Genomic DNA, 26726 nt, shown 5'->3' with positions numbered 1-26726 from the left:
AAGCCCGATCGGAGCTAGTGCGAAGCGCCCATCGAGATCGTCTTGGGCCGCGGGATCAGCCACACCGCCGCTGCTGCGATGACGAAGACCGTCCCCGCTGCGAGGAAGATATGCAGCACACCGAGCGTCGAGGCCTGGACATCGACGATCCGGTCGAGCGCGGCGCGCGCCTGTTCGGTCGTCAGCCCGGCATTCTGCATCTTGTCCATCGTCTCGGCCGCGCCGTTGAGCGCGGGCACCAGTTCGGCGCGCGATACGCGGCTTGCATCGTCCCACGCCGTTGTCGCGATGGCTGTGCCGATCGCGCCGCTCAGCGTGCGCAGGAAGCTCATCAGGCCGGCCGCCGAGGTCTGATCCTTCGCCGGTACCGAGCTCAGCGCCAGCGCGGTCAGCCCGACGAAGAAGAAGGGCATGCCCATCCCCTGCAGCAGATGCGGCAACGCGAGGCTCCAATAATCGACGTCGGTATTCCAGCGCGCGCGCAGGATCGACATCAGCGCCATCCACAAGATGCCCGCGCAGACGGTGATCCGCACGTCGATCTTGGTCAGCAGCCCCGCCGCCAACGGCGAGAAGAGCACCGCGAAACAGCCGATCCACGCGACGATGAAGCCGGTTTCGGTCGCGGTGTAACCCGCCACCTGCTGCAACCATAGCGGCGTCAGCACGACCTGCGAGAAAAAGGCCCCGAAGCCTAGCGAAATGGCAACGGTCGCGAAGCTGAAGCCGCGAAAGCGGAAGACCCGGACATTGACCACCGGATTGGCGTCGGTCAGCTCCCAGATCAGAAAGGCGGCGAAGCTGATCGCGGCGACGATCGCCAGCATGACGATCCATGCCGATCCGAACCAGTCGTGCTCGCGCCCGGTGTCGAGCATGATCTGGAACGACCCGACCGACAGGACGAGCAGGATGAGGCCGACGATGTCGATCCGCATCTTCGCCTTCTTCGTCTCGAACGCGCCGAGCATGCTGCCGACGCCGAAGGCACAGACCGCGACGACGGGCAGGTTGATGAAGAAAATCCAGGGCCAGCTCCAATTGTCGCTGATCAGTCCGCCCAGAATCGGCCCCAGAATCGGGGCCGTCGTTGTCGTCATCGACCAGATCGCGAGCCCGACACCGGCCTTTTCCTTCGGAAAGATGCGCAGCAGCAATATCTGCGACAGCGGCATCAGCGGCCCGCCCGCGAGCCCCTGCAGGACGCGGAACAGGATCAGCGCGTCGAGCGTGCGCGAAATGCCGCACAGGAAGGAGAAGATGCCGAAGCCGACGATCGACACGATGAACCAGCGCACCGTGCCGAACCGCGCGGCGAGCCAGCCGGTGAGCGGGACGCTGATCGCGTCGGCGACGGCGTAGCTGGTGATCACCCAGGTTCCCTGGGTCGGCGATACGGCAAGGCCGCCCGCGATGTGGGGAACCGACACATTGGCGATCGTCGAATCGAGCACGACGACGAAATTGGCGAGCGCAAGCGCGAAGGCCGCGGCGAGCAGCTTGACGCCGCTCAGCGGCTGCGGCCCGGCCGGTGTCGATGCAGCGGATGCGGCGGCGCTGGCCATCGTTCAGCTCACTTTCCGCGCGTGTCGATCGTCGCTTCCATCGACAGGCCGACGCGAAGCGGATGGGCCTGCAATTCTTTGGGATCGAGCGCGATGCGCACCGGCAGGCGCTGCACAACCTTCACCCAATTGCCCGTCGCATTCTGGGCGGGGATCAGCGAAAAGGCGGCGCCCGTGCCGCCCGCAATCCCGATCACCTTGCCGTGATAGACGACATCGCCGCCATAATAGTCAGAGGTGAGCTCGACCGGCTGGCCGATGCGGATCTTGCGGAACTGGCTTTCCTTGTAATTGGCGTCGACATAGGCGGTGGCGATCGGAACGATCACCATGATCGGTGCGCCAGCCGCGATCCGCTGGCCGACCTGGACCTGACGATTGGTGACGATGCCGGCGACGGGCGCGCGGATGATCGTGCGCTCAAGATCGAGTTGCGCCTTCTCGAGCCGCGCCTGCGCCGCGGCAACATCGGGGGCGGTCTCGATCGTCGTGCCGCGCACCACCGCTTCGGCGGCACCAAGATCGCCGCTCGCCGAACCGCGCGTCGCTTCGGCCGAAGCGATCGCCGCCGCAGCAAGATCACGCGTCGCGCTGGCGGATGCAAAGGCGGTGCGCGCCGCGGTCAATTCTTCGCCCGACACCGCACCCGTTCCGGCAAGGCCTTCGCGGCGCGCGAGTTCGGCACGCGCTTTCGCCACCGCCGCATCGGCGTCGCGCAGCCGCGCGCGGGCCTGCGCGATATCGGCGCCGCGCGCCGAAACGCGCGCTCGCGCGGCATCGGCATTGGCGCTCGCCTGGCCATAGCGCTGGCGCGCCTGCCGCAGCGCGGCTTCGGCATCGGCAAGCGCGATGCGCTGATCGGCATCGTCGAGGATGACGAGGATATCGCCCTTCTTCACCGCCTGGGTACCGCTGACGCGCACCTCTTTGACCGGGCCGGAGACGAGCGCGGTAACCGCGGCCGAATCGGCGCCGACATAGGCGTTGTCGGTCGACACGCGCCCGGCCTGCGTCAGGAAATACCAGATGCCCCACAGCGCCGCGATCGTCACCACGACGAGCGCAAGTATGCGCAGCGCCTTGCGGCGCGTCGCCGGGCGCCCCTCGGCGGCGGCGGGGGTTTCGCTGTCGACCGCGGGAGTATCGGTCATTGCTTGTCTCCTGTTGGCGATGCGGCCGTAAATCCGCCGCCCAGGGCACGGATCAGGGCAATGTCGAGCGAAAGCCGGCGCGCTTCGAGGTCGGCGACCGCGCGCGCGAGCGCGACCTGGCTGTCCTCCGCGGTGAGCTGCGCAAGCTGGTTGGAAAGGCCGGCACGGTAGCGCATCCCGGCAAGGTTGGCGGCGTCGGCCGCGGCCTTCAGCGCGTCGCGCCGGTCGGCAAGTTGGCGCGCTATGGCGTCACGGCTGGCGACGATGTCGGCGACATCGCGCAGCGCGGCGACGAGCGTGCGGTCGTAGTTGGCGACGGCGCCGTCATAATCGGCCCGCGCCCCGCGATACTGGCCCTGCAGCCGCCCGCCCTCGAAGATCGGCAGGCTGATCGCGGCGCCGCCATTGCCATATTCGGACCCGGTCTTGAACAGGTTTGACAGCCCGAGCGACTGGAGCCCGACGAGCGCCGACAGGTTGATGTTCGGATAAAAGGCGGCACGCGCGACGTCGATGCGCTTCGCCGCCGCCTCGGCCCGCAGCCGGGCCGCGACGATGTCGGGCCGGCGGCCGACCAGGTCGATCCCCGCCTGCGGCGGCAGTGCGAGCGACGGCGCGGCGAGCGCCGGACGCGCGATGCTCCGGCCGCGATCGGGTCCGGCGCCGAGCAGGGCGGCAAGGCGGTTGCGGGTGAGCGCGATCGCCTCCTCGATCGCGGCGACATCGCCGCGCGCCGAGGCGGCGCGGCTTTCGGCCTGCCGCTGCGTCGCCTGATTGTCGAGCCCGGCGGCGGTGCGCTTCACCGACAGGTCGGCGCTCGCGCCGCGGATACGGATCGCGTCCTGCGCGACGTCGAGATCGGCATAATAGCCCGCCAGATCAGCGTAGGCGGTGGCAATCCCGGTCGTCAGCATCAGCCGCGCCTGCGCAGCATCGACGCGCGCCGCTTCGGCTTCGGACGTGGCCGCCGCCAGCGCCGCGCGGTTCTTGCCCCAGAGGTCGAGATCGAAGCCGAAGGTCGCGGCAATGCTGCCGGTATCCTGAATACCGTCGGGCACGAAAGCCGGCGGGATTCCCATATTCTTGCTCTGCTGGACGCCTCCTGCGCTGCCCTGGATGCCGGCGCGCGGGAGCAACGCCGCCCCCGCCTGCTGCGCCAGCGCCTCGGCGGCGCGGACCCGCGCTGCCGCCGCCGCAATGTCGGGCGATCCCGCCAGTCCTTCATCGATCAGCGCATCGAGCTGCGGGTCGCCGAAGCGCTGCCACCACCCCTCGACCGGCCAGGCGCCCGCCTGATCGGCAAGTGTCGCCTGCGAATCGAGCGCCGCGGCGGCGACCGGCGCGGGCTTCTGCCCAAGATCGGGGACGCTCGCACAGCCCGCCAACAGGCCGAAAACCACGGTGGAGAGGAAAAATGATCGGGGCATGGCTTCCAACGATACTAGCTGGTATCATGCGCCATTGGACTTCGGAGGATGGCTTGTCAACGGAAATGATACCAGACAGTACGGTTGTGATGGATGACGCCGCGACCGCGCGCCGCAAGGCGTTCGTCGATGCCGCGCGCGAACTCTTCTTTGCCAATGGCTATGCCGGCACCACCATGTCCTCGATCGCCAGCAAGGTCGGCGGCTCGAAAACCACGCTGTGGACCTATTTTCCGTCGAAGGAGGATTTGTTCGAAGCCGTGGTCGACGATATTGTCGAACGCTATGGCGACGCGCTGGCCATCGACCTGCCGCTCGACGAGCCGGTGCCCGACGTGCTGCGCCGGTTCGGCAATGTGCTGATGACCAAATTGACCGCGACGCCCCTACTGTCGCTGTTTCGCCTGGTCGTCGGCGAGGCCGAGCGTTTTCCGCACCTGTCTAAGACATTCTATGATCGCGGGCCGCGCAGGGGCAAGGCGCGCGCCGCCGACTGGGTGGCGGCGAAGATGGCGCGCGGCGAACTGCGCCCCGGCGATCCGATGCGCGCCGTCCAGCATTTTTCGGGCCTCTGCCAGTCGGGACTCTATCAGTTCGCGATCCTAGGCATGACCGACCCCGACGATGTCGAGCGGCTGCAGGCCGACGTCGAGGCCGCGGTCGAAACCTTCTATCGCGGCTGGCGCCCCGACACGGCAGCCTAAATCCATCCCTGTCCCAAAAGGCGACAGTTACGAGGGCGGTCGCTGCTGGCGCGGGCGGCGATCATGCTAACGAGGCGGCGTGGAACCGATTCGCGACGCCATTTATTACGAGCAACTCGCCCGGGTCGCGCGGCTTAAGGCCGACGCGAGCGACGACCCGTTTCTGGCGCGGCGGCTGCGCGAGGCGGCGATCCGCAACGAGCGGCTGGCGCGCCGGTTACGCCGCGAGGAAGAGGGCGGGGCACCCGATGCGTAAGCCTGAGCCGCCCGCGGCAGCGTTACAGTTCGATCATGATCCGCACGCTGTCGGCATCGACACCCGCGGCGAGCGCGATGCGGCGGCGTGCCGCGGCAATTTCCATTTTCAGCATGTCGCTCTCGGCATCCGCCTCGGCACGCGCCGAGGCGCGCAGGCCGACCATCGCGGCGACACCGCTCAGCTGCTGCTCGGGAACGTCGAGCGCACGCGCCAGCGCGAGCAGGCTCGTGCGGCGCGGCGCGGTGGTGCCATTTTCCCACGCCCAGATACTCGGCTTGCTGAGACCGGCCGCCTGGGCGAGCCCCGCGAGGCTCAGCCCGCGCGCCTGCCGCAGCCGCCGCAGCCGCGCGCCGAGCGTCTCCTCAGCATCGGCAGCGGCATCGGCTTCAGCCCGGTCGGCGGGATCGAAATCGGAGGGGAGCGGATTGCGCAGCCGCGCCGCGCTGAGCGCTGCGCGCGGCAGCGGCTGGCGAAAGCGGCAGCCATAGAGCCGCTCGCTCTGCCAAACGACCGCGGCGACGACGTCGCCGGCCTCGGGCAAGGCGATCGTTATATCCTGTCCCATCGTAAGATCGGCGGCGGTTTCGATCAGCACGCCGCTGACAGACAGATTGTGGACGATAACCTCCGTGCCCTGACCGGGCGCCACCGCGCCCGCCACCGCAAGATTGAGACGCAGGCGATCCGCCCGTTGCTGCCCTTCGCCCGCGGGGGGCTCAACCATCGTTCCGTGAATGACCATAGGCGGCTGCTTGTCGCAGCGCAGGGTAAGCGAGGGGTTAATGCGCACGCTCGTCTCATCCGATTCGTGCGGCAGCTGGGGCGAGCCGGGGACGCAGGCGAAGGAGCCGGCGGACGGTCCCGCGGGACTTCGGGGCGCGGATGCACGCCGGGGCAGGCTGGACATGGCGACTTTCTGTTCTTGCTGTTCTTGCACCCCGCAAACCGGAATGGCGACCGACAGAAACGCCCGAAAGCCGCGCTTTGTTGCCGCGACTCACCGCACGCTTGCCCCGCCGCGGCGCAGAAGAGCGCCGATACGGCGTCAAATGTCGTTCACTTTTCCGTTAAGAAGTTAACCGCCGCTGTTTCATATCAGGACGGCCGCAAAGGTGATCCGCGGAGCCGATTTTCGGATTAACCCTCGAAACCCCCGCGAATCCGGTAATTATCAATCCTTCCAATGGCATCGGCAGTGTCGAATCTTGCCAAGATGCAATTTTGAGGGTTCACATCTAACTGAACCATCGTATTAAATCCCTCTTAACGGAAAGGGGGGTTAGTCGGGTCGCGACTTCCCCGGGCATCCAGTGCCCGAGACCGCCACTGAGCCGGTCGAAAGCCGTTCTAGGTTTTTTGAGGGGAGAGCCATGCGTCCGCTGCTTATCGCGCTTGCTGCGTTTGCATTCGCTTCGCCCGCCCTCGCGGGCGAAATCGAGAACGCCCGGTCGATCGACATCGCGGTCAGCGGGTCGATTCGCGAACATTGCGGCATCGGCAGCATCGGTGACATGGACTTCGGCAATATCGAACGCCGCGGGCTGGGCATCCAGACGCGCGTAGCCTTTGACTGCAACGTCCCCTTTACGATGACGATCAAGGGCGCCAGCGGCGCACTGACGCACTCCACCATGCCGAACGGCCAGGGCCCCTATGGCGGCAAGCTGCCTTATAATCTGGCGGTGCAGATGCCGGTGCGGTTCCCGTCGTCGCAGACGATCAGCAAAAGTTTCAGCAGCGCCCAGCTTCAGGCCGGCGGCGTGATTTCCAGCAACGGCGGCATCGCCACCGACGGCATGACGCTGGCGGTCGAACTGGGTCAGCCTACGGGTGAGGCCGGGATGCTGCTGGCAGGCGAATATTCGGAGACGATCACGATCACCGTTTCTCCGACCTGACGAAATTCCTTCGCGAGGGGCGACTTCGCGGACGGATCAGGCCCTTGGGGTGGCACCGACCCCCTGGGTTCTCCGACCAGCCGGTGCATATGAACAGCCGCCTCCCCGCGACGGGGGCGCGGTTCAAAAATGAGGGAAGAAGGTTATGAAAAAGATTCTTACCGGCGCCGTTGCCGCCATCGCTCTTGTCGGCATCGCTTCGCCGGCCGCTGCGCAGACCAATCAGCGTCACTATGCTGGCGTCGTTGCGGGCATTCCGTACACCTCGACGAACCCCGGCCCGTTTGCGACCTTCGGTCTCGAAGTCGGCCTCGCTCTTGGCGTTGGCACCCGCTACACCGCCGTCGCCGATGCGCCGAGCGACAGCGAAAGCGCGACCCCGACCGTCACCACGACGTTCAACCTCACGGGTTCGGTGAACAAGGACTGCTCGTTCTATGCCGGCAACAACGCCAGCGCGACGAACATCGACTTCGGCGTGATCGGTGTCCGCACCGGCAACAACGAAAACGTCAACTCGGCTTTCGAAATGGTCGGCCCGGCGTTCGCCAACATCGAAACGCTGACCGCTGGTTGCAACTTCAACAACGAAGTTTCGATCACGAAGAACAACGTCAACGGTCTCGTGAACAGCGCTGCCGGCGGCTATGACACCGACGAATTCCAGGCGAACATTCCGTACAGCGTCACGGCTGCCTGGACCGGCGTTCCGGTGAACACCGTCACCAGCGGCACGGGCCAGTCGCTCGCCGTTTCGACGTCGCAGCTCGGCAACACCATCCAGCAGGGTGCGTGGCGTTCGAACATGACGATCAACTTCAACGCCCCGGCGATCACGAACAAGGGTCTGGTCGCCGGCAACTACGCGGGTTCGACCACGCTGGTCCTCAGCGCGCTCTAAGCTCGTGGCGTAACCACAGGGAAAGGGGGAAGAGCAATCTTTCCCCTTTCTTCATGAATTAATGCAATTATTCCGGGAAATGCAGGGGGGAAGGGGAATCATGGCTATCTTGTCCGTGCTGAAGCGCCAGTCGAAGGCGCTGCTGGCGGCGATTGCCGCGCTGTTCATTCTTGTCCCCGCGGCATACGCCATGCGCGTTTCGCCGATGGTCGTCGAAATGGAATCGAACGGCAGCAACACCGTCGCCCGTGTCGAAGTCCAGAATATCAACGCCGGCAAGCTCGCTTTCCAGACGCGCGTCTTTCGCATGGAAATCGACAAGGACGGCAAGATTACCGAAACGCCGGCCGACGACAAATTCCTTGTCTTCCCGCCGCAGGGCGCGCTGCCCCCCGGCGGACGCCAGGTGATCCGCCTGCAATGGGTAGGCGACCCCGAAATTCCGACGTCGCAGGCTTATTATGTCTCCGTCGAACAGCTTCCCGTGCCGTTCGAGCCCGGGAGCAAGGACGCTGCCTCTGCGCAGGTGCAGGTGCTCTATACGATGCGCGCACTCGTCGTTGTCGCCCCGCCGGGTGCCAAGCCTGACGTCAAGGCAGCATCGGCGCACCAGGTCAATTACCAGCCGCCCGCGCTGCCCGGCGCGACCGAACAACCGCCGCTGCAGGACGGGGTCGCGGTAACGCTGCGCAACGACGGCCGCCGCCATGCAATGATGGCAAATTTTTCTTGGCACCTCGAGGGCACCGACCGCGAAGGCAAATTCCTGCGCGTCGATGTATCGCCCGAAGAATTGGCGCGCGTCGTCGGCACCGGCTATGTCCCGGCGCAGGGTGAGCGCACCTTCAACCTGCCGGTCCCGGGCTTCGGCCCCGGCCCGATCAAGCTGACCTTCGCGAAATGAGGCTGCGGGCGGCCGTCTGCTCGGTCGCTTTGCCGGCCCTTTGGGCCAGCACCGCCGCCGCGCAGGTTTCTATTCCCTTGCCCCAGCGGCCGGGGACAGCTCAACCGACGCCTGCGCCGGCACCAGCGCCGAGCCCGCCGCCGACCAGCATCCCGCTGCCCGGCACGCCGACGCCTGCCCCGACGCCGACCGAGCCCGATCTCGGAATGCCGCAGGTGCCGATGGGCCCCTACGGCCGGCCCGACATCAATCCCTACGACCGCGACATCGAAATGACGGTGCCGCTGACCTTTCTCAGCCGCAGCCTCGGCGACATTCCGATGCGGCTGACCGCAGACGACCGCTTCCAGCTCGACACTGAAACCTTTCTCAAGCTGCTGAAACCCATCCTCAATGACGAGGCGCACGCCAAGCTGGCCGCGCATCTGGCGGGCAAGACGCAATTCGGCCCCGACGACCTTGCCGAAACCGGCGTCGCGCTGACTTATGACCCCAGCACGCTCGCGGTGGTGGTCGTTCAGGTATCGGCAGATCAGCGATCGACGGTTGACCTCTTCGCGCCGCCCAAGGAGGATATGGACGATATCTCGCTGCAACCGGCGGGATTTTCGGCCTATCTCAACCTCAACCTCATCCAGTCCTACCTCTGGGAAGGCAGCAACAACACCGATCCGCCGACGATCAATTTCGACGGTGCGATGCGCGTCGGTGACTTCGTCTTCGAAGGCGATGCGCAGATCGGCCAGCAGATCAGCCTGTCGGGGGGCGACAGCTATAAATTCCACCGCAACTATGCGCGCCTCGTCTACGACCAGCCCGAGGATTATCGCCGCTGGTTCATCGGCGATCTCGACCCCGAAATTCGCGGGCAACAGGCCTATGTCCAGATGGGCGGCGTCGGCGTGCTGCGTCAGCAGCGGCGCTTCAACGCCTTTCGCTCGGCGATTCTCCAGGCCAACCGCCAACTGATCCTGCAGCGCGAATCGACCGTCCGCTTCCTGCGCAACGGCTCGCTCTATCGCGAATTGCGCTTGCAGCCGGGCCGCTATGACTTCAGCTCGCTGCCGCTCGTCGCGGGCAGCAACGACATCCAGATCCAGGTCACCGATAATACGGGCGCGGTCCAGGATCTGTCGTATCAGCAATATCTCGACCCGATCGACCTCGACCCGGGCGATTATGAATATGGCGCCTTCCTGGGGCCGACGAGCAGAAACTTCGGCTATGCCCCCGATTATAAGGGTCCGGTCGCCTTTACCGGCTTTTTCCGCAAAGCGTTCGTCAACGCCCCCGCCATCGGCGTCGGCCTGCAGGCGAGCAAGGATGTCCAGACGCTGACCGGCCAGACGCAGTTCGTGCTCGGCAACGGTGGCCGCCTGCTGCTCGATGCGGCGGGCAGCCATTCGAAGGATGTCGGCACCGGCTTTGCCGCGGGCGTCAGCTACGAACATTTCTTCGATCGCGGCGGTTTGTCCGACAGCATGACGCTGCGCGTCGATTACACGTCGCCGCATTTCGCAACGCTCGGCAACCTCCTTGGCATCAACACGACTTCGGTGACCGCGTCGGCGCAATATACGCACCAGTTCAGCCAGAAATTCCTGACGACCTCAACCGCATCCTACATCAAGGGGCGCGGCACATTGGGCGACAGCTATCGCATCGGCACCACTGGCTATTACCGATTCGATCGCGAATGGACGTTCCGCGCAGGCGTTGAATATGCGAAATATCCGGCCTCCTTTTCGCGCAACAATGGCTTCAGTGTCGTCGCCGGCCTGGTCTTCCAGCCCGATTATCGCCGCCGCGCCGAAGCGCGCTACGAAAGCCGCGACAATCTGGCCGAGCTTTCCTACAACCAGAGCGGCCTCAACCAGCTCAATAGCATCGGCTTCGGCGGCGTCCTGACGCGCCAGGACAATTCCGCGCAGGCCGCCGGCTATGCGACCTATACGGCCAACCGCTTCGACGCCGCGATCAGCCACGCCGCCTTCGGCCCGAACATTTCGAACTTCGCCAACGTCAATGTGACGACGCTGCGCGTCGGCACGACGCTGGCCTATGCCGACGGCATGTTCGGCATCGGGCGCCGCATCAACGACAGCTTCATGCTGCTCAAGGTGCATGAAAATCTGGGCAAGCGCGACGTGGTCGTCGGCCAGTCGCTCGCGCAGAACGACTATATCGCGCGGAGCGGTTCGCTCGGTGCGGCGGTGCATAATTTCCTCGGCTCCTACACCACCCAGTCGGTGCAGTATGACGTCCAGGACCCGCCGCCGGGATATGACACCGGCCCGGGCGTGTTCCGCGTCCATCCGCCTTACAAAAGCGGCTATGCTGCGCGCATCGGCACCGACGCCTTTGCGAGCGCGATCGGCACGCTGATGCTCACCCCCGAAAAGCCGGTGTCGCTGGTCGGCGGGCGCGTCACGCTGCTCGACGTCAAGGAAGGCGACAATCCGCAGCCGACGCCCTTCTTCACCAACTCGGTCGGGCGCTTTGCGGTATCGAACCTGCTGCCCGGCCGCCGCTATCTTGTCGAAACCTATGGCCCCAACGGCACGGTCGACAGGGCATTCGAATTTACCGTTCCGGCCGATACGACCGGTCTCGTCAATCTCGGTACCGTGAAGTCGGGCTCGTTCAAATAGGAGGCTTCCATGCTTCGCGCATCGCTTTTGCTCGCCGCCACGCTGATGGCCGCTCCCGCCTTTGCCCAGTCGGCCAATTCGGCGCGTCCGACCGATTGCATGGTGCGGATGAACGCCGCGCCGACGAGCTGGATGATCTCCGGCTACGATCCCTATGGCGGCTCGCTGCCCGAAGGGACGTTCAGCGTCACCTATATCAATGACGGCGGGTCCGAATGCCGCTTTGCGCCGCTGTTCGACCTGTCGCAGCCGCCGTTCGGCCTGTCGAAGGGGACGGGCAAGCGCATCGGCTATGCGCTCGTCAACCTCACCGATTCGCAGGATGTGACGCCGCGCGCCGGCCGCTCGCTGCGCACGCCTTCGCAGCGCGAGCTGGTGCTGGCCCCCAATGAATCGAAGACGCTTCTCTACAAGCTCGTCGCCAATCCCGAAGACGTCCGCGATTCGGGCACCTTCACCCAGGACGTCAGCATCGAGGCGCAGGACCGCAGCTTCCGGTCGCTCGGCGGGACGCAGGTCGTTCTCGGCCTCGAGGTGCTGCCGTCGGCGCGCATGGGCCTGTCGGGCGCCTATTCGATGAGCGACGGCCACGCCGTCGTCGACCTGGGCGATCTGCGTACCGGGGTGGCGCCCGTGCCGCTGCAGCTGCGCGTCAGCAGCACCGGCCAATATGATCTGCAGGTGACATCGGCCAATTCGGGCAAGCTGCGCCTCGGCGCCAGCGACTGGACGGTGCCCTATACGATCGCGGTGGGCGGAACCGCGGTGAATCTGGCCGGCACCAGCCGCCTGTCGGGGCCGACCGGCAATGGCTACCGCCGCGATTCGCTGCCGATCCAGTTCATCATTGGCGATGTCAGCGATCGCCGCGCCGGGACCTACAGCGACGTGATCTCGATCTCCGTCACCGCGCGCTAAGCACTTAAATTTCCGATCTTCATGCGCAGAAAGCGCCGGTTCCCGGCGCCTGTTCGCGTGGGCACTTAACTGAATATTAGATGTGAGCGGCTAATCACCATCCAACACGTCGGCCAATTCGGGCGGAAAGGGTGGCGAATGAAACGGAAACTTTCGATTGCTCTCGCGGGCGCCGCGCTCGTGGCAGTACCGACGACGGCGCTGGCCGCCTCGTACGGCTTTAACCTGTTTGCGACGGTGGCGGTCAATTGCACCGTCAATCATCAACTGACCGGCTTCGGCGCGATCGAGGGCGACGCGGTGTCGCTCGGCTCGTTCCGCGAATATTGCAACGCGCCCACGGGCTATGAGCTGATCGTCAGCTATGCACCGGGCACTCTCGTCGGGACGCGCATCATCGCCGGCAGCGACGAAATCCTGCTCAACGGTTCAGGCCAGGCAGTGCTGAGCCGCGCAACCGGCCCGCGAATCCGCGAACGGCCGATCGCCGCGGTTCCGGGCGAGAACGGCTTCGATTCGGACCATCTGGACCTCCAGATCATCCCGAGTTGATCGCGGCGGCGATGCGGAAATACGAAGGGGGCCGGTGCAAACCGGCCCCTTTTCTTTTGTCGTCGAGCCTCACCGATCGGCTTTGGCGCATGCGAAGGCGATCGTCGACGCCTTCGCCGGCATCGAGGCAGTAATCGAACCCGCTCCAGATAAGACAGTCGCGGTCCTATTCGAGCCACCAATCCCGGCGGCCGACCACTGCCTTTCGGTATCCGGGCGGCCGCTCGTGAAAAGCGGGTCTCGCAAAGCCAAATGCAGGACAAGCTACCTCTGTTCGGACGGATATCGCCTACGCCGGGTCGATCAGGGAATGACCATCACAAGCCGCCGCACCGACGATCTCGGAGCCTTCTGCGATGCGAATATAAAACCGCTCGCGCCGGTCGATGCGGACGTCGGACGACGCCAACTTTAACGCAAGAATTGCCGAAGATAGTCCGGACCGCGCGAGAGCGCGGCCCGGTGGAAAGCACTCAAACCCTTATCGTTTTGAAGCTCGCCGGGAATACCCCGATGTCCGCCGCCCGGTTCCCTGGCGACACGATATTTTTGCCTGAAGGCATGAGGTTATGGCAATGCCAGCGTGAAACCGGGCCTTTAGCGCAGGTTTCGACCACCAATGGCCAAGCTGGTTCCAGTCATCATATTGCCCGGTTCTAGCGAGCCAACGGCGGGTTCTGGCATCATTGATGGAGCAGCTGAACGACCGAAATCGGGAGCGTTGCCGTCCCGCTGCTATTCGGCTCGAGTTGGAGATTTGCGGCCAGGCGGCTTTGAGCGCTGCACAGAAACCGCTTCGCCGTCATGGCGACCGGATCCGCCGGTAGGATTTGTCCAGCGTAACGGCTCGCCGGCGACATGCTGTTTCGCGCTAGGCGGCACCAGACCCAGCTCCTTTCAACAAAGAAAGGGCTCGCCCGAGGGCGAGCCCTTTCGGATTCCCGACAATCACTGCCGTGAACCCATTCTCCGCTCGGGGTCGCGACGAGCTTCGAATATCGTCTATTGTCAATCGGGGCCGGAGCATTTTGACCCTGCTCCGGCCCCAGCTGCATGTTGCCTTTGATCGGGGTAGAATGATCAGAAGGCGATCCGCGCGGTCACGCGTGCGCCATGGGTGTTGCGATCGCCGGCCAGCGTGCCGCTATAGGCGGCGCCGATCCGGAAATTGCCCGCGCTGTAATCGAAGCCCGCTTCGATCTCGGCCGAATTCTTCGGGATCGGCGTGCCGATCAGGGCGAAGCTGCCGCCCCCGGTGGTGAAGGCCGCGGCCACCGGCGCACCGCGGTCGCCCGAAGCCCGGTTCCACGCGGCCGACACATAGGGCTGGAAGCCCTCACCGATGTTGAACCGTGCGCGGCCGCCCAGGCTGACGAAGGTCGTTTCCTGCTTCGCCGCCGCGATCGAAAGCGCGGCATTGCCGCCGGCTTCGGCAAAGGCGTCGCTCTTGGTGCGGACATGGGCGAGACGGAAGAAGGGCGTCAGTGCAAGGTTGCCCATCCGCACGTCATAACCAAGTTCGCCGAAGATCTGCATCGTGTCCGCATCGCGCTTCGACGTCAGCGTCTGCGCCAGCGTCGCGACGCTGATCGAACGACTGGTGTCGATATCGTGCCAACCATAGGCAAGGCCGGCGGCGGCGCGAGCGCCCTCACCCGTGCCATAGCTGACATGCGCGGCCAGATATTTGCTGTCCGCCTGTGCATGGTCGTTGCGGCCGCCGAGACGGAAATCGCTGTCGCCGATCCCTGCTGAGATTGCCGCCGCGAAGCCGTTGCCGCCATAGCCGAAGCCGGTAACGAAGCCCTTGTGGTCGGTATCCATGCCAAAGCGTCCACCCTTGGCATCGAAATCGCCCCAGCCGCCGAAGGCCGAACCCCAGAGGAAGAGGCCGGCCTCGGCCGGACCCGACATGCTGTACAACGCATTGCGCAGGTGCCGGCTATCGTCGGTCAGCCCGCTGAGCGTGCTGGCAAGAATTTCACCTGAGAGATCACCAAAGGCGGCCTGCGCGCCGGCGGCATTCTGGTTGACCACCGCTTCGAACAGCGGATCGTCGATGCCGCGCGACTGGACCGCCGCGGCAACGCTGGCCTGGTTGAAGCCGATCGCCACGTCGGCGAAATCGACGTCGTTTCGATAGAGCGACAGCGTCACCGAATTGGCGCCGTAACGCAGCAGCGGATCGAGGAAGGCCAGGTCGCTGGTCACCGAACCGAAGGTGCCGTCGATCCCGCCCGCACCCGTCAGGATCACATAGTCGGTGCGGCCGTTATAGTCGCCGTCCTCTGCAAGCACGGCCACGCTCGCATCGCTGTCGATGGTGACGAGGCCCGTCGCATCGACGCGGTCACCCGCACCCGCGGCATTGACCTCCACCTCATAGACCGAACCGGCTGCGAAATTGAGATCGCCGTTGACGGTAAGGCGCCCGATCGAATTGCCCGGCGTCAACTTGCCGTCGCCATTGATCGTCGTCGTGCCGACGCTGCCGTTGCCGCCCAGCGCGCCGCCCGCATTGACGGTGACGTCGGAGACGATCGAACCGTTGACGGCAAGCTTGCCGCCATCGACGGTCGTCGGGCCGGTATAATCGCTGTCGCCCGACAGGTTGAGCGTGCCGTCGCCCGATTTGACGAAGCCGCCGCTTCCCGAAATGGTGCCGGCAAATTCGCTGTTGTCGTCCTGATCGACGGTCAGTTGATTGTCGCCGAGTACGACTTGGGCGCCGCTCTCGCCAGCAAGGCCGCCGATCGTCTGGTCCTTTCCGGTGATGTCGAGCGACCCGCCTTCACCCAGATTGAAGTCGGTACCGGGGTCGATCGTCCCGCCGATCCGCACCGCGCCTCCGAAGATGTTGGTCACGCCCTGGAAGCCATAGTCACCCATGAAGGTCAGCGTGCCATCACCCAGCTTGTCGAGCGTACCGCTACCCGAAAAGGCGCCGAGGAAGTCGTAGTCGTCCGAACGGTTGAAAACGAAACGCCCGTCGTTGACGATGTCGCCGGCGAAGCTGCCTTCGGTGCCGCCCGCGCCGAGTTCGAAAAAGCCGTCGCCCTCGGTCTTCACATCGCCCTGAAGCAGGCCGGTGAGGACAAGGCCGCCGTTCGACACGATCGTCCCGCCGGTGTGCGCCACCGTATCGGTATCGACGGTAAAGACCGCATCGCCGATCAACTGCAGCTTGCCGCTGCCGCTGATCGTCAGTTCGTCAAGGTTCGAGACGGTCTCATCGTCGCCGAAGTTGAGCACGAGCAAGCCGTTGGTCGTCACCGCCGGGGTAAGGATGGGCGATTCCGCGCCGTCTTCGCCAACCACTTCATTGACCTGCAACGCAGCGCCTTCATCGATCACGACGTTGCCGAATTCGCCGACCATGCCGCTGGTCGACCAATAGCCCGCGGCGACCGTCAGCGCTTCAAAACCCGATACCGCAGTCAGTTGCTGCGCCTCGGTCAGTTCAAGGATGTCGCCATCGAGCACCAGATTGTCTTCGCCCGCCCCGGCATCGATCAGGCCATCGACGGCGCTCCCGGTGTTCAGCGTCACCACATCGTCATACGCATCGAGCTGGATTGCGACGCCATTTCCGCCGCTCAGCGTGCCCGCATTGGTGACGTTCGACTGGACATGGGCAATGATCGGCGCGCCATCGGTGCTGGTGATCGTCCCGCTGTTGATGAAATTGCCGAGCAGGCCGGGCGTATCGGCAAGGTCGCTCTGAATGAGGACGCCGCCGGTGGTGCCGGTGATCGTGCCCGCATTGTCGACGGTGCCGCCGCCCGACAGGATGATACCGAACCGGTCGCCACCGATCGTTCCGCTCGCGCTGTTGACGACATTGGCCGCAAAGCTCTCGCCATCCTGTCCGTCATAGGCGTACATCGACACGCCATCGGCAAAGGAAGCCCCCGCACCGGTAATGGTGCCGCTGTTGGTTACGGTGCCGCCGCCGATCAGACGGACGCCATCGTTCGATTCGCCGCTGATCGTGCCGCTGTTCTCGACCGTGGTTCCGATCGCGATGCCGACCAGATCGCCAATATCGTCATCGAATTGATAGGCGGTGGTGATCCCTGCGCCCGCGCCCGAGATGGTGCCGCTGTTCTTCACGCTCGACGCTGCGGTCGTGATCGTGATCCCGGCGTCGGGCGCGGCGGCGAAGCCGTCGTAGCTGCCGTTGCCGCGGATCGTCCCGGCATTGTCCACCGCGAGCGTCCCGGTCGCATTGGAATAGATGCCCGACGTCGCGCCCTCGATCGTTCCGCCTTCCAGATTGGTAACGATGGCGTCGGCACGCGATCCTTGCGAAACCGCGGCACCGAAGTCGCTGAGGATCGTGCCGCTGTTTTCGAGCGTGGCGCTCGACATGTCGCTGCCAAAGCCCACGCCATAGCCGTCGCCGCCGCTGCCGCCCAGGTCTCCCGTGCCGTGGATCAGCCCGCTGTTGACGACGCTGGCCGTCAGCCCGCTGCGATCCTCGCCCGGCGCGCTGTTGAGTGCGGTCCCCTGGATGAACATGCCGCCGACGACGCCGACGATCTCGCCCGCGTTATCGACCGAACCGCCGCCCGACAGGATGATGCCGAAGCGCTGCCCGGCGATCGAGCCGCCGTCCTGATTGGTCACGCTAGCCGCATAATCCTCGTTCGCCTGGTCGGCATAGCCATACATCGAGACGCCGTCGGCGTCGACGCGGCCGGCGCCGCTGATCGTGCCCGAATTGGTCACGCTGCCGCCGCCGATCAGGCGGACGCCGTCGTTGCTCTCGCCTGCGATCGTGCCGCTGTTGACGATCTCGGTATCGATCGCGCGACCCTCAAGCTGTCCGGTTTCGGGGTTGAAATAATAGGCCGTGGTGATACCGGCGCCGGCGCCCGAGATGGTGCCGCTGTTGTCGATCGTCGATGGAGCCCCCGCGAGGGTGACGCCGGCATGGGGCGACGCGTCGAAGCCGTCGTAATTGCCATTGCCGCGGATCGTACCCGCGTTGACCAGATCAATGCCTCCTTCGTCGTCGTGGACGCCGATCGTTGCACCCTCGATCACTCCGTCTTCGGAATTGACTATCGAGAGGCGGCCGTACGAGCCGTTGGCGACAGCATAACCCGTCGTCCCCACGAGACTGCCGCTGTTAACGAGTTCGGACGATTCGAGGTTGCCGCCGAAGGTGATGGCATTGCCACCCGAAATCGTCCCGCTGTTCGTCACCGACGCGGTTTTGCCCGTTTCCTCCACGGTATTAGTCTGAATATAGAGGCCGCCCGTATTGCCGTTGATCAGCCCTTCATTCTCGACGACGCCCCCGCCCGAAATGATCGCGCCGAAGCGATCGCCCCGGATCGTGCCGTCCTCGCTATTCGCGATCGTACCGATGGCCGTGACCCCCGACAGATCCTGCCCGGCAAAACTGAACATCGACACGCCGTCGGCGAGCGTCGAGGGCGTGCTGGCGACGCCTTCGATCGTGCCGCTGTTGGTGACGCTGCCGCCACCGATCAGGCGGACACCATCGTCGGTCTCGCCGCGGATAAGCCCGCTGTTGGTTACCGCGGTATTGACGGCATCATGCACCGACACGCCCGGCGCGGTCTGAAGCGCGTTCGTCGTAATTCCAAAGGTCTTGCCGCTGATCGTGCCGCTGTTGTTGATGACGGCATCGGCGCTCTGGATGTTGACGCCGATCTGGCTCTGGCTCTGGATCAGCCCGACGTTGGTGAGGGTCAGCGTACTGGTTCCGGCCGTAACCGCATTGCCCCCGGCCAGAATCTGGCCGTCCTCGGTATTGTCGATGACAAGCGCCCCGGCCGATGAGCCCAGGATACCCAGTACCTGTCCGTTGATGGTGCCGCTGTTTTCGATCGTTACGGTTTCGAGCGACCCCGTCGCGACGATGCCAAGGAAACCCTGCACCAGACCCGTGTTGGTCAACGTCGCGCTGCGGCCTTCCTGGGCCGGCGTCGCTCCCATCACGATGGCGATCGGCGTCTGGGCACCCGGAATGGCCGGATTAAACTGCCCCGTGGTGCGGATGATGCCGCTGTTTTCGATCGTTCCGCCGCCCGACAGGACCACCCCGAACGTCTGCCCCTCGATCACGCCGTCGCTGTTGTTGACGATCGATCCGACGCCCGCAACCCCCTCGGCGATCCGGTCGGGAAATTCGGCGATCGCGACGCCGATGCCGTTGATCCCGCTGCCCGGCGCGCCATTGGCGCCGCGGATGGTGCCATCGTTGGTGACGCTGCCGCCGCCGACGAGCGACACGCCCGCTCCGCCTTCCCCGCTAATCAGACCGCTGTTGACGACGACCGTGTCGGCGGCGAGCGCCGCCGGCGGCAGATTGTCGCCATTTTCATCCTCGCTGAAGAAATAGGACGTGGCGATCCCGTTTGCCGCACCGCTGATCGTCCCGCCGTTGGTGATCGACGCCCCCGGCTGCGCGATGACGATGCCACCGGCTGGCCGGCTGTTCAGCCCCGCAGGCGAAAAGCCGTTGCCGCGGATCGTCCCGGCATTGTCGACGATGACTGTGCCATTATCCGCGTAGATACCGATGTCGTTACCAACGATTTCCTCGTCCTCGCCGACATTGATCTCGACCGTCCCGGGTTGGTCCACATGTACGCCGAAAGCGGGGGTCTGTTCCTGCGCATGGGCGGCAGCGCCCAGTTGCAGGATCGAAAGTCCGGCGATCGCGCTCGTCGCGAGCAGGCGCGATTTTGAATTATTCGATATCATCTGGAATTCCCCTTGGTTCACCATAGTGCGCGAAGGGGTGCCGGCGGACGCGCAGCGTCACCGTGTATAACCCTCCACCATGTTCATGCGCCCCGCATGGCCGAATGACGCCTCGCCTTCGACCTTTACGAGGCCAGCTAGGGGACCGCGGGAGCGAGCGTCTACCCAATGTTTTTTAGGGTCGCCGGTTTCGTGAGGGACGTTCGTCTTGCCAGGCTCGGAAAACCGCGGCGACACGCCACCACATTGATTTCAATGAAATTTGACTTTGACTTAACAGATGGCGACGAACGTCAATCATGCCACACCGATTTCGCGCCATCCTCCACCTGCTCGCGCTGCTTGCCGCTTTCGGGTTTACCGAAGCGCGCGCAGCCGAGCTCCCGCTTCTCGATTTGCAGGCGGAAAAGGACGCGCCATCGCTCACCCCATATGTCCGCTATGCCAGGAATCTCGGCGATCCGGCGGCAATCGGCCTTGACCGTCTGCTCGGCTCGCCGCTCGTGCCGATCCGCGGACAGGCGACCCATTTCGGCCCGCCGGGAACTAGGCCGTGAACCCATAAAACGTTGGCGTTGGGGCTCGGCTGTGCCACCCTGCATTTATGGATGAGCAGCACGATCCCAGCTTGATGGGTATGACGGTCAATGAGCGGCTATTTCATGGTGGCATTCTCGGTCAGTGGGATGCTGCGGTGAGGCGGCGAGATCGGCAGGAGATGCTCGCGCTGCTGGAGCAAGTGGAAGTTACTGATCCGCATTTTACGGTCGACACCGTACTCGCCAACCCAAAGGCCTACGGTTTTTGAACGGAAGATCTTTCCCTCAGGGAGTTTCTCTGATTCAGCGTCGGCATGAGCCGATATGACCTGACCGACTTCGAGTGGCGCGTGATCGAGCCGCTGCTGCCCAACAAACCCAGGGGCGTGCCACGCGTTGATGACCGGCGGGTGCTGAACGGCATCTTCTGGGTGCTGCGATCCGGTGCGCCGTGGCGAGACTTGCCCGAACGCTATGGTCCACGCACCACTTGCTACAACCGCTTCATACGATGGCGGAAAGCTGGCGTGTGGGATCGGATGATGGACGCCATCACCGCCGCGCATGATGGCGACATTCAAATGATCGACAGCACTTCCATCCGGGCGCACCAGCAGGCTGCGACGGCAAAAAGGGGGATCGAGATCATTGTCTCGGTCGCTCCCGAGGCGGCCTCACGACCAAAATCCACGCGGTCGTCGATGGGCAAGGCCTCCCGATCCGGCTGAGTCTGACCGCCGGGCAAAGCCATGACGGCCAAGCTGCTGACGAACTACTCAATCATGTCAGCGCCGGAACGATCGTGCTGGCGGACAAGGCATATGATGCCGATCGCATTCGGGCGTCTCTCCACGGAAAAGGAGCGTTCGCCAATATCCCGCCCAAGGCAAACCGGAGGTCGAAACCGTACTTCAGCACATGGCTGTACCGCGAGCGCAACCTGATCGAGCGCTTCTTCTCCAAGCTGAAGCACTTCCGTAGGGTGGCCACCCGATATGACAAGCTCGCCGAAAACTTCCTGGCCATGGTCCAACTTGCGTCAATGCGGCTTTGGCTCCGCGTTTATGAGTCTACGGCCTAAGACTACGGCCCTTCTTCGCGTGCGTAATGCCGGGGACAAGAGTGCGGCATGGATATTCACGACCGGGCGCGGTTCGCTCAAATATTTTCGGCTCTACGAGGTTCAGGACGGACGCTTCGATCTGACTGTCGATGGTGCCGACGCCGCTTCAGCGAGCCGCAACCTGCGAACCTATCAGGCGTTCAGCAGCGAATTGGTGCTCGATCCGGGCCAGGAGAAAATCCTCGTCATCGACTTTCTGTCCGAAAACTCGACCTACATGCCGCTGAGGATCGAAACCTACGGCAGCTTCTTCAAGGCGAGACGCGAAAATATCGCAATGGTGTCGGGCGTCGTGATAGCGGTTGTCGTGCTGATCCTGCTCAATTTTCTCTTCTTCTCGATCACCGGTCACCGCGAATTCATCTGGCTCGCGATCGCGCAGGCCTTTTTCGCCCTCAACACCGTCCATTCGGAGGGCTATTTCACCATCTTCTTCCTCGCCGACGCCCCGCTCCTCGGGGTCGCCATCGAGGAGATCTTCAAATGCGGCTTCGCTGCCGCCATGGCTCAGTTCGGCCGCAGCTTCGTCGGCACCCGGCAACGCTTTCCGAAGCGCGATCTTGTGCTTCGCACCCTGATCGGCGCGGCGCTTGCGATCATGCTGCTCCAGCCCGGGCTTTGGCTCTATCCACCGGGCCTGCGCAGTGCTCTCCACATCGGCGGCTGGTTTGTCGCGGTTGCGGTGGCGTTGTTCCTGCCCTTCATTGGTTTTGCCGCCATGAAGCAACTGGGGCGTCAGCTCTGGCCGCTGTTTGTCGGCTGGGGCAGCCTTGCCGCTTTCATCATCTATGCCGCCGTGGCTTCGATGGGGATTTTCTCGTGGCTACCGATCAACTGGCATCTTTCGGGGCCCGTGGGGCTCTTCGAATCGCTGATGGTAACACTTGCTCTCGGGCTCAATCTCAAGAAGATTCAAGGCGACAAGCTAGAGGCTGACTCCAACTATGCTCGCTCGATGGAAGAACGCGTGGCGATTAGCGAGCAAGCGGCGCGACTGGCCAAGGAAAAAGCCTTCGCGCTTGAGACGGTCAACAGCCAGAACGCTCTTTTGCACGCCTCGGGGCATGACAGCCGCCAGGTAATCCTCGCGCTCAACAGCGCGATCGGCGTGCTGAAGCGCGGCGATGGCGCGAGTGCGCATGGCGAATTGACGGCCATGCTGCAAAGCTCTGCCGACTATCTGAACGAGATCGTCTCGACGACGATCTCGGGCGCCAATATCGTCGGGGACGACACCGACTTCCTCGCGCTGTCAAGCTTTCGGGCGCAGGCGCTCGTCGAGCCGCTGGCCATGATGTTCCGCACCCCCTTCGCGGGCAAAAAGCTGACACTGACCGTTCAAGTCGAAGGAGAGGTGACCCTAGTGTCCGACAAGCCTCTGCTGATGCGCGCGCTGGCAAACCTGCTCAGCAATTGCTATCATTATACCGAGCGCGGTGGCGCCAGCCTGACTATCGGTACGGGAGCGAGCGGCGCGGCAATCCATATCCGCGACAGCGGCCGGGGCATGTCCCCGGCGATCATGCACGCGCTGAACGGCGACGACACGGGGCGGCTGCGCGGGCATGCAGATGTGGGCGGCACCGGCTCGGGATTTCGGTCCGCCAAGCGGCTCATCGAACGTCTGTCGGGTTCGCTGGAAATCCTGTCTTCGGATTCGAGCGGAACCCTTATCCGAATTCTTCTGCCCTGCGCTTGGCCGGAGGTGACGCCGTGCGACGCAGAGACGATCCAGGCAGGCCTTCCAGACTGGCAACTTCTCGACTTTGACCAGCGCGCAGCGTTCGAAACCGGACTGGCCGGCTCGACCGTCGCGAAGCGGCAGATAATCGCCTTGAGCTATGACGACACAACGGTCACGCGCAGCCGGCTGAGAAATCAGGTCGGCTTGATGATCATCAAGCCAATTTGCCGCGAGTTGCTTGGCCACCCCGTTTTTGCAGCGAGATCAGAGAATGTTTAGCTCCTGCGCGCGTTCGACGATCTTGCGGTTGTTGGCCACCTCGAGCTTGCGCCGGAGTTCGGCGATGTGAAAAGAGACAGTCGGCTGCGCGATTGACAGTCGGTAGGCAATTTCCTTGTTGCTCTCGCCCTGGGCCAGGTAGTGAAGAATCGCCATTTGCCGTGAAGAAAGGGTGACGGGGGGCTGGCGATAGCGACCGAGCGCGTCCCGCATGTGCGGAGAAATATAGAGCTCGCCTGCGAGCGCCGCCTCGCAAGCAGCGATGACTTCTTCGGCCGGATCCGCTTTGCTCACCACGGCCCGAGCGCCGAGTTTCAGCGCATATTCTACCTCGCCATAAGCACTTTCGCCCGTCAGGATGATCACCGTCATGTCGCGCGAACCAACGATCTCAGCAAGGATGTTGATGCCTTTCACATCGGGTATGTTGAGGTCCAGGATGACCAGATCGACTGGCTGCGACTGGACGAAGGCCGCCACCGTAGCGCCGCGATCGAGGGCACCCACGACGATATATTCGGGATAGGCCTGAAATAGCATCCTCAAACCGGCCTGCGTGATCTGGTGATCGTCAACGATCAGAATCTTTTGTTCGCCAGCCATCCCGCCCATTCCGAAGCCTCGATCGCATCGTCGATGCCCGAAACAGGCGATTTTTCACACTCAAATTAATTTTGGATCGGGCCGACTGCAGATCCGAAAGCCTCAACGGCCTTTCCGCGGCGACGGAGCCGAGCCGCAGCCGCCTCATCGACCCTCCTCCATTGGCTCGAACATAAGATCGCGGGTCACGATCACGCGGAAGCCAAAGCCCGGCCGTATCCGGATGGTCGGCGCGATTGCGAGCTCGCGCTCGACGAGCCTGCGCCCGGTCTGGCCGAAGCTGTCCTGTGCGCCCTCGCGGACCGCCCGGACCAGTTCATCATCTCGGCCCGATCCAAGTTCGGCACCAGCCCCCAGCAAGGTCGAAACGAAGGCGGCGCGCAGCATCCTGCCCCAATGATGGTCGGTTCGATCGGCGAGCCCCGACATCCCGGCCGCGTCGGCGCCCGGCTGGCGATCGAGCATGATCGAGCGCCCGCCCGGAAGGATCAGCCGATCCCATGCGAGAAGGACCCGGCTCTGGCCGGGCGCGACCTCGGTGTCATAGGTGCCGATTAGCCTCGCCCCCTGCGGGATGAGCAGATGGCGTCCCGTCGGGCTATCGAAGATGTTCTGGGTAACCTGCGCGGTGATCTGACCCGGCAGATCCGAATGGATGCCGGTGATCAATGCGGCCGGAATGATGCTGCCCGCCTGCAATATATAAGGCGAAGCCGGGGTGCGGATCCGCTCAGCACTTTCGGCATGTTCCGCGCGCGGCGCAAGGAACCCGGTTCTTCCCGCGGACGCCATGGATGGAACGTCCGGTTCCGCGCGCCCCGTCGATCCACGCACGGGAGCCGAAGTCCCCGTCGCAGCGCCGAAAAGACGACTCGACCGCGCCGTCTCTCGTTCTTGCTGTGCCCGCTGAAGCGCCTGCTGACCTGCATCGGGAGGCGGCTCTACCGGTCCGGTCGCCGGCTCGGGTAGCGACTTTCCATCGCGCTGCGCCGATATGATCGGCCGCCCGAGATCGCCGGACAGATGAGGCCCGAGCTTCGGCATGACAGTATAATCCTTCGGCGCCCCGGTTACGGTCTCGGAGCGGCTGCTGGCCGCCGCATCGTAAAGATTTTCCGGCGTCTCATGTGCGGTCGGCCTAAGCGCGTAGAGAAGCGCGCCGCCAATCGCGACGCCCGCCGCGCCGCCCGCGATCACCAGCGCCTTTCGCGACAGGCGCATGACGCGCGGCGGGTCGGCGGCAAGCCGAAAGGGTTCGGCGGCAGCGGGGTCTGGATCTGGCAAGTCCGCCGCCGGGATCTGCCGCTGGCTGCCGGTCATGACGCGCTCCGTCCGCGCTTGATGCGAACGGATTTAGCGGCCCGCCCAGCGCCGAGCCGCAGCTCGGCGCGCTCGAACAGGCGATCGACGACGATATAGCGGCCTTCGACCCGGTAGTTGACGAGCTCCGCCTGATCCTTTTCGTCCAGGATGAAGAGCGGCGGCATGTCACCCGCCGCAATGCTCTCGCCGAACTCGACGAATGTCTGCCGGCCGTCATCGAAGACGCGTACCGGGCGCCACGGCACGCGATCACCCGACAATTTATAGGCGAAGCTGAGCGACGGCAGCGCGATGCCGGCAGCAACCGGCGCAGACCGAGCCGCCTCCGCTTCGGCGCGCTTCACCGCCAGCAGTTCGTCGGCAGGATAGGTCCATGAGACCGACGCCATATAGGCGGACGGCGTCGCGCGCAGCTCGACATGGTAGGTCCGCCGGTCGGTGTTGATGATCATGTTGGTCGTGATGTCGGAGCGCACTGGCTTCACGAGCAAATGAACGCGGCGCCTCGCGCCGGTGCCGCTCACCGTGTCGCCGATGATCCAGCGCACCGTATCGCCCGCGGCGACCGGCCCGGGTCCGACCAGCTGCTCGCCTTCCTGCAGCACGATATCGGTGATCTGCCCCGGCGCGGCATAGACCTGGTAGAGCGCGCCATCGGTCCATGCATATTGCTGGATCGCGTTTCGGAAAGCCTGCCGGTCGGGCTCCACGCGCGCGTTCGCGTTGGCGCGCCCGACCTGCTGCCGGGGGTCGGCGGGCTCGCTCGCCCAAGCGGTCGGGATCGCCAGCGCGAGAGCCAGCGAAATGGCGGAAATTCTGATCATTGATCAAGCTCCTTGGACCATGAAATAGCGGACACGAAGACTCCGACGGGGTTGCGGCGCAGCGCCTCTGGCGTGCGCGGGGGCGTCAGGGTCACGGTCAGGATCGCTGACCATCGCGAGGTCTCGACGAGGCTGCCGTCCTGATAGCGGCGTTCGGACCAGGCGATGCGGAAGCTGTTCTTCGACGCGCGGATCACGCTCGAGACATCGACCGAGACCTGGAGCTTGCCGACCTCGGCGAACGGATCATTGTTGCGGGCGTAATCATTGAGTGCCTGCGCCCCGGTCGCACTCGTGAAATCATAAGCGGAAAGCCAGTGTTTGCGCAGAACCACCGGATCGGCGGGAATGCTGCGCACATGCTCGATGAAGCGCGCGAGGTGAAAGGCGATCTGCGAGTCCGCCGGCGTCCAGTCGGCGTCGGCTGGGGCAATCGCCCTCGCTTCGCCAAACTTGTCCACCTCGACCACCCAGGGGGTGACCGTCCCGCGCGCCGACTGCCAGACAAGTCCTGCGGCAAGGCCGCCCGACAAGGCGAGACAGCCAAAGAAGGCCAGCCGCCAATTTTTCGCCTGGACGCGCGCCGAGCCGATCCTCTCGTCCCAGACCTGCGCCGCGCGCTGGTAGGGGGTGACCGGCTCGGGGGCGCGGCCGTAATGATTATGCGGTCTCTTGAACAT

At 64.4% G+C, this 26726-nt stretch carries 21 protein-coding genes; 12 read left to right on the top strand and 9 right to left on the bottom strand.

Features of this window, described 5'->3' with window-relative positions; translation table 11 throughout:
* Positions 1 to 14: 14 nt before the first annotated feature.
* The 3 genes from AOA14_RS08920 to AOA14_RS08910 are packed head-to-tail and all read right to left on the bottom strand — an operon-like array spanning position 15 to position 4143.
* Positions 15 to 1565, bottom strand: a complete 1551-nt coding sequence (locus tag AOA14_RS08920) for a DHA2 family efflux MFS transporter permease subunit (protein WP_062901535.1) — start codon at positions 1563 to 1565, stop codon at positions 15 to 17.
* Positions 1566 to 1573: 8 nt separating this feature from the next.
* Entirely contained in the window at positions 1574 to 2716 is a 1143-nt protein-coding gene (locus AOA14_RS08915) for an HlyD family secretion protein (protein WP_062901534.1), read from the bottom strand.
* Positions 2713 to 4143, bottom strand: a complete 1431-nt coding sequence (locus AOA14_RS08910; protein WP_062901533.1) for an efflux transporter outer membrane subunit — start codon at positions 4141 to 4143, stop codon at positions 2713 to 2715. Before AOA14_RS08910 ends, AOA14_RS08915 begins: the two co-directional genes overlap by 4 nt.
* Positions 4144 to 4232: 89 nt before the next feature.
* Here AOA14_RS08910 and AOA14_RS08905 point away from each other — a divergent pair, with 89 nt between their 5' ends.
* Positions 4233 to 4847, top strand: coding sequence for a TetR/AcrR family transcriptional regulator (locus AOA14_RS08905; RefSeq protein ID WP_062901532.1), 615 nt, complete (start codon positions 4233 to 4235; stop codon positions 4845 to 4847).
* Between the two features lie 79 nt (positions 4848 to 4926).
* On the top strand, positions 4927 to 5103 hold the full coding sequence (locus AOA14_RS19740; RefSeq protein WP_186401581.1) for a hypothetical protein: 177 nt from the start codon (positions 4927 to 4929) through the stop codon (positions 5101 to 5103).
* Between the two features lie 22 nt (positions 5104 to 5125).
* On the opposite strand, the gene AOA14_RS08900 is transcribed toward AOA14_RS19740, so the two are convergent.
* Positions 5126 to 5830 (bottom strand): helix-turn-helix domain-containing protein, encoded by a 705-nt coding sequence (locus AOA14_RS08900; RefSeq protein ID WP_186401580.1) that lies wholly within the window; start codon positions 5828 to 5830, stop codon positions 5126 to 5128.
* Positions 5831 to 6476: 646 nt separating this feature from the next.
* On the opposite strand from AOA14_RS08900, the gene AOA14_RS08895 reads away from it, so the two are divergent.
* From AOA14_RS08895 to AOA14_RS08870, 6 genes are all read left to right on the top strand, one after another.
* Positions 6477 to 7004, top strand: a complete 528-nt coding sequence (locus AOA14_RS08895) for a hypothetical protein (RefSeq protein ID WP_062901530.1) — start codon at positions 6477 to 6479, stop codon at positions 7002 to 7004.
* A gap of 145 nt (positions 7005 to 7149) precedes the next feature.
* A complete protein-coding gene (locus AOA14_RS08890; RefSeq protein ID WP_062901529.1) occupies positions 7150 to 7905 on the top strand; it encodes a hypothetical protein in 756 nt (251 codons plus the stop codon).
* Positions 7906 to 8005: 100 nt separating this feature from the next.
* Positions 8006 to 8809, top strand: coding sequence for a fimbrial biogenesis chaperone (locus AOA14_RS08885; protein WP_062901528.1), 804 nt, complete (start codon positions 8006 to 8008; stop codon positions 8807 to 8809).
* A gap of 77 nt (positions 8810 to 8886) precedes the next feature.
* A complete protein-coding gene (locus tag AOA14_RS08880) occupies positions 8887 to 11460 on the top strand; it encodes a fimbria/pilus outer membrane usher protein (RefSeq protein WP_238929761.1) in 2574 nt (857 codons plus the stop codon).
* 9 nt (positions 11461 to 11469) lie between these two features.
* Positions 11470 to 12378 carry a hypothetical protein gene (locus AOA14_RS20125; protein WP_062901526.1) on the top strand — a complete coding sequence of 303 codons (909 nt, stop codon included), beginning with the start codon at positions 11470 to 11472 and terminating at the stop codon, positions 12376 to 12378.
* 138 nt (positions 12379 to 12516) lie between these two features.
* Complete coding sequence (locus AOA14_RS08870; RefSeq protein ID WP_062901525.1) at positions 12517 to 12930, top strand: hypothetical protein; 414 nt, start codon at positions 12517 to 12519, stop codon at positions 12928 to 12930.
* A gap of 1080 nt (positions 12931 to 14010) precedes the next feature.
* On the opposite strand, the gene AOA14_RS08860 is transcribed toward AOA14_RS08870, so the two are convergent.
* Complete coding sequence (locus tag AOA14_RS08860) at positions 14011 to 19671, bottom strand: autotransporter outer membrane beta-barrel domain-containing protein (protein WP_062901523.1); 5661 nt, start codon at positions 19669 to 19671, stop codon at positions 14011 to 14013.
* Between the two features lie 299 nt (positions 19672 to 19970).
* Between AOA14_RS08860 and AOA14_RS08855 the strand changes: the two genes are divergently transcribed.
* From AOA14_RS08855 to AOA14_RS08835, 4 genes are all read left to right on the top strand, one after another.
* Positions 19971 to 20228 (top strand): hypothetical protein, encoded by a 258-nt coding sequence (locus AOA14_RS08855; RefSeq protein ID WP_062901522.1) that lies wholly within the window; start codon positions 19971 to 19973, stop codon positions 20226 to 20228.
* A gap of 47 nt (positions 20229 to 20275) precedes the next feature.
* Positions 20276 to 20479 (top strand): hypothetical protein, encoded by a 204-nt coding sequence (locus AOA14_RS08850; protein ID WP_062900746.1) that lies wholly within the window; start codon positions 20276 to 20278, stop codon positions 20477 to 20479.
* Positions 20480 to 20524: 45 nt separating this feature from the next.
* Positions 20525 to 21291, top strand: a protein-coding gene (locus tag AOA14_RS19250) for an IS5 family transposase (protein WP_202988304.1) whose coding sequence is annotated in 2 segments (ribosomal slippage) — positions 20525 to 20837 and positions 20837 to 21291 — 768 coding nt in all. Because the reading frame shifts where the segments join, the coding sequence is not laid out codon by codon here.
* Positions 21206 to 23296 (top strand): sensor histidine kinase, encoded by a 2091-nt coding sequence (locus tag AOA14_RS08835; RefSeq protein WP_082819879.1) that lies wholly within the window; start codon positions 21206 to 21208, stop codon positions 23294 to 23296. Before AOA14_RS19250 ends, AOA14_RS08835 begins: the two co-directional genes overlap by 86 nt.
* On the opposite strand, the gene AOA14_RS08830 is transcribed toward AOA14_RS08835, so the two are convergent.
* The 4 genes from AOA14_RS08830 to trbF form a co-directional block, all read right to left on the bottom strand.
* Positions 23282 to 23899, bottom strand: a complete 618-nt coding sequence (locus tag AOA14_RS08830; RefSeq protein ID WP_062901520.1) for a response regulator — start codon at positions 23897 to 23899, stop codon at positions 23282 to 23284. The genes AOA14_RS08835 and AOA14_RS08830 overlap by 15 nt on opposite strands.
* Positions 23900 to 24043: 144 nt before the next feature.
* Positions 24044 to 25219 (bottom strand): TraB/TrbI/VirB10 family type IV secretion system protein, encoded by a 1176-nt coding sequence (locus tag AOA14_RS08825; protein WP_062901519.1) that lies wholly within the window; start codon positions 25217 to 25219, stop codon positions 24044 to 24046.
* On the bottom strand, positions 25216 to 26046 hold the full coding sequence (trbG, locus tag AOA14_RS08820; RefSeq protein ID WP_082819877.1) for a P-type conjugative transfer protein TrbG: 831 nt from the start codon (positions 26044 to 26046) through the stop codon (positions 25216 to 25218). Before trbG ends, AOA14_RS08825 begins: the two co-directional genes overlap by 4 nt.
* Positions 26043 to 26726 (bottom strand): conjugal transfer protein TrbF, encoded by a 684-nt coding sequence (gene trbF, locus AOA14_RS08815; protein ID WP_062901518.1) that lies wholly within the window; start codon positions 26724 to 26726, stop codon positions 26043 to 26045. Before trbF ends, trbG begins: the two co-directional genes overlap by 4 nt.

The sequence above is a fragment of the Sphingopyxis terrae subsp. terrae NBRC 15098 genome, from assembly GCF_001610975.1.
Lineage (GTDB): Bacteria > Pseudomonadota > Alphaproteobacteria > Sphingomonadales > Sphingomonadaceae > Sphingopyxis > Sphingopyxis terrae_A.
This window is presented reverse-complemented; position numbering and strand designations above follow the sequence as displayed.

What these genes read in the sequence shown, in the direction of transcription:
- AOA14_RS08920 (WP_062901535.1), bottom strand. Translation starts at nt 1,565, where the DNA reads ATGGCCAGCGCCGCCGCATCCGCTGCATCGACACCGGCCGGGCCGCAG.
- AOA14_RS08915 (WP_062901534.1), bottom strand. Translation starts at nt 2,716, where the DNA reads ATGACCGATACTCCCGCGGTCGACAGCGAAACCCCCGCCGCCGCCGAG.
- AOA14_RS08910 (WP_062901533.1), bottom strand. Translation starts at nt 4,143, where the DNA reads ATGCCCCGATCATTTTTCCTCTCCACCGTGGTTTTCGGCCTGTTGGCG.
- AOA14_RS08905 (WP_062901532.1), top strand. Translation starts at nt 4,233, where the DNA reads ATGGATGACGCCGCGACCGCGCGCCGCAAGGCGTTCGTCGATGCCGCG.
- AOA14_RS08900 (WP_186401580.1), bottom strand. Translation starts at nt 5,830, where the DNA reads ATGGTTGAGCCCCCCGCGGGCGAAGGGCAGCAACGGGCGGATCGCCTG.
- AOA14_RS08895 (WP_062901530.1), top strand. Translation starts at nt 6,477, where the DNA reads ATGCGTCCGCTGCTTATCGCGCTTGCTGCGTTTGCATTCGCTTCGCCC.
- AOA14_RS08890 (WP_062901529.1), top strand. Translation starts at nt 7,150, where the DNA reads ATGAAAAAGATTCTTACCGGCGCCGTTGCCGCCATCGCTCTTGTCGGC.
- AOA14_RS08885 (WP_062901528.1), top strand. Translation starts at nt 8,006, where the DNA reads ATGGCTATCTTGTCCGTGCTGAAGCGCCAGTCGAAGGCGCTGCTGGCG.
- AOA14_RS20125 (WP_062901526.1), top strand. Translation starts at nt 11,470, where the DNA reads ATGCTTCGCGCATCGCTTTTGCTCGCCGCCACGCTGATGGCCGCTCCC.
- AOA14_RS08870 (WP_062901525.1), top strand. Translation starts at nt 12,517, where the DNA reads ATGAAACGGAAACTTTCGATTGCTCTCGCGGGCGCCGCGCTCGTGGCA.
- AOA14_RS08860 (WP_062901523.1), bottom strand. Translation starts at nt 19,671, where the DNA reads ATGATATCGAATAATTCAAAATCGCGCCTGCTCGCGACGAGCGCGATC.
- AOA14_RS08855 (WP_062901522.1), top strand. Translation starts at nt 19,971, where the DNA reads ATGCCACACCGATTTCGCGCCATCCTCCACCTGCTCGCGCTGCTTGCC.
- AOA14_RS08850 (WP_062900746.1), top strand. Translation starts at nt 20,276, where the DNA reads ATGGATGAGCAGCACGATCCCAGCTTGATGGGTATGACGGTCAATGAG.
- AOA14_RS08835 (WP_082819879.1), top strand. Translation starts at nt 21,206, where the DNA reads ATGACAAGCTCGCCGAAAACTTCCTGGCCATGGTCCAACTTGCGTCAA.
- AOA14_RS08830 (WP_062901520.1), bottom strand. Translation starts at nt 23,899, where the DNA reads ATGGCTGGCGAACAAAAGATTCTGATCGTTGACGATCACCAGATCACG.
- AOA14_RS08825 (WP_062901519.1), bottom strand. Translation starts at nt 25,219, where the DNA reads ATGACCGGCAGCCAGCGGCAGATCCCGGCGGCGGACTTGCCAGATCCA.
- trbG (WP_082819877.1), bottom strand. Translation starts at nt 26,046, where the DNA reads ATGATCAGAATTTCCGCCATTTCGCTGGCTCTCGCGCTGGCGATCCCG.
- trbF (WP_062901518.1), bottom strand. Translation starts at nt 26,726, where the DNA reads ATGTTCAAGAGACCGCATAATCATTACGGCCGCGCCCCCGAGCCGGTC.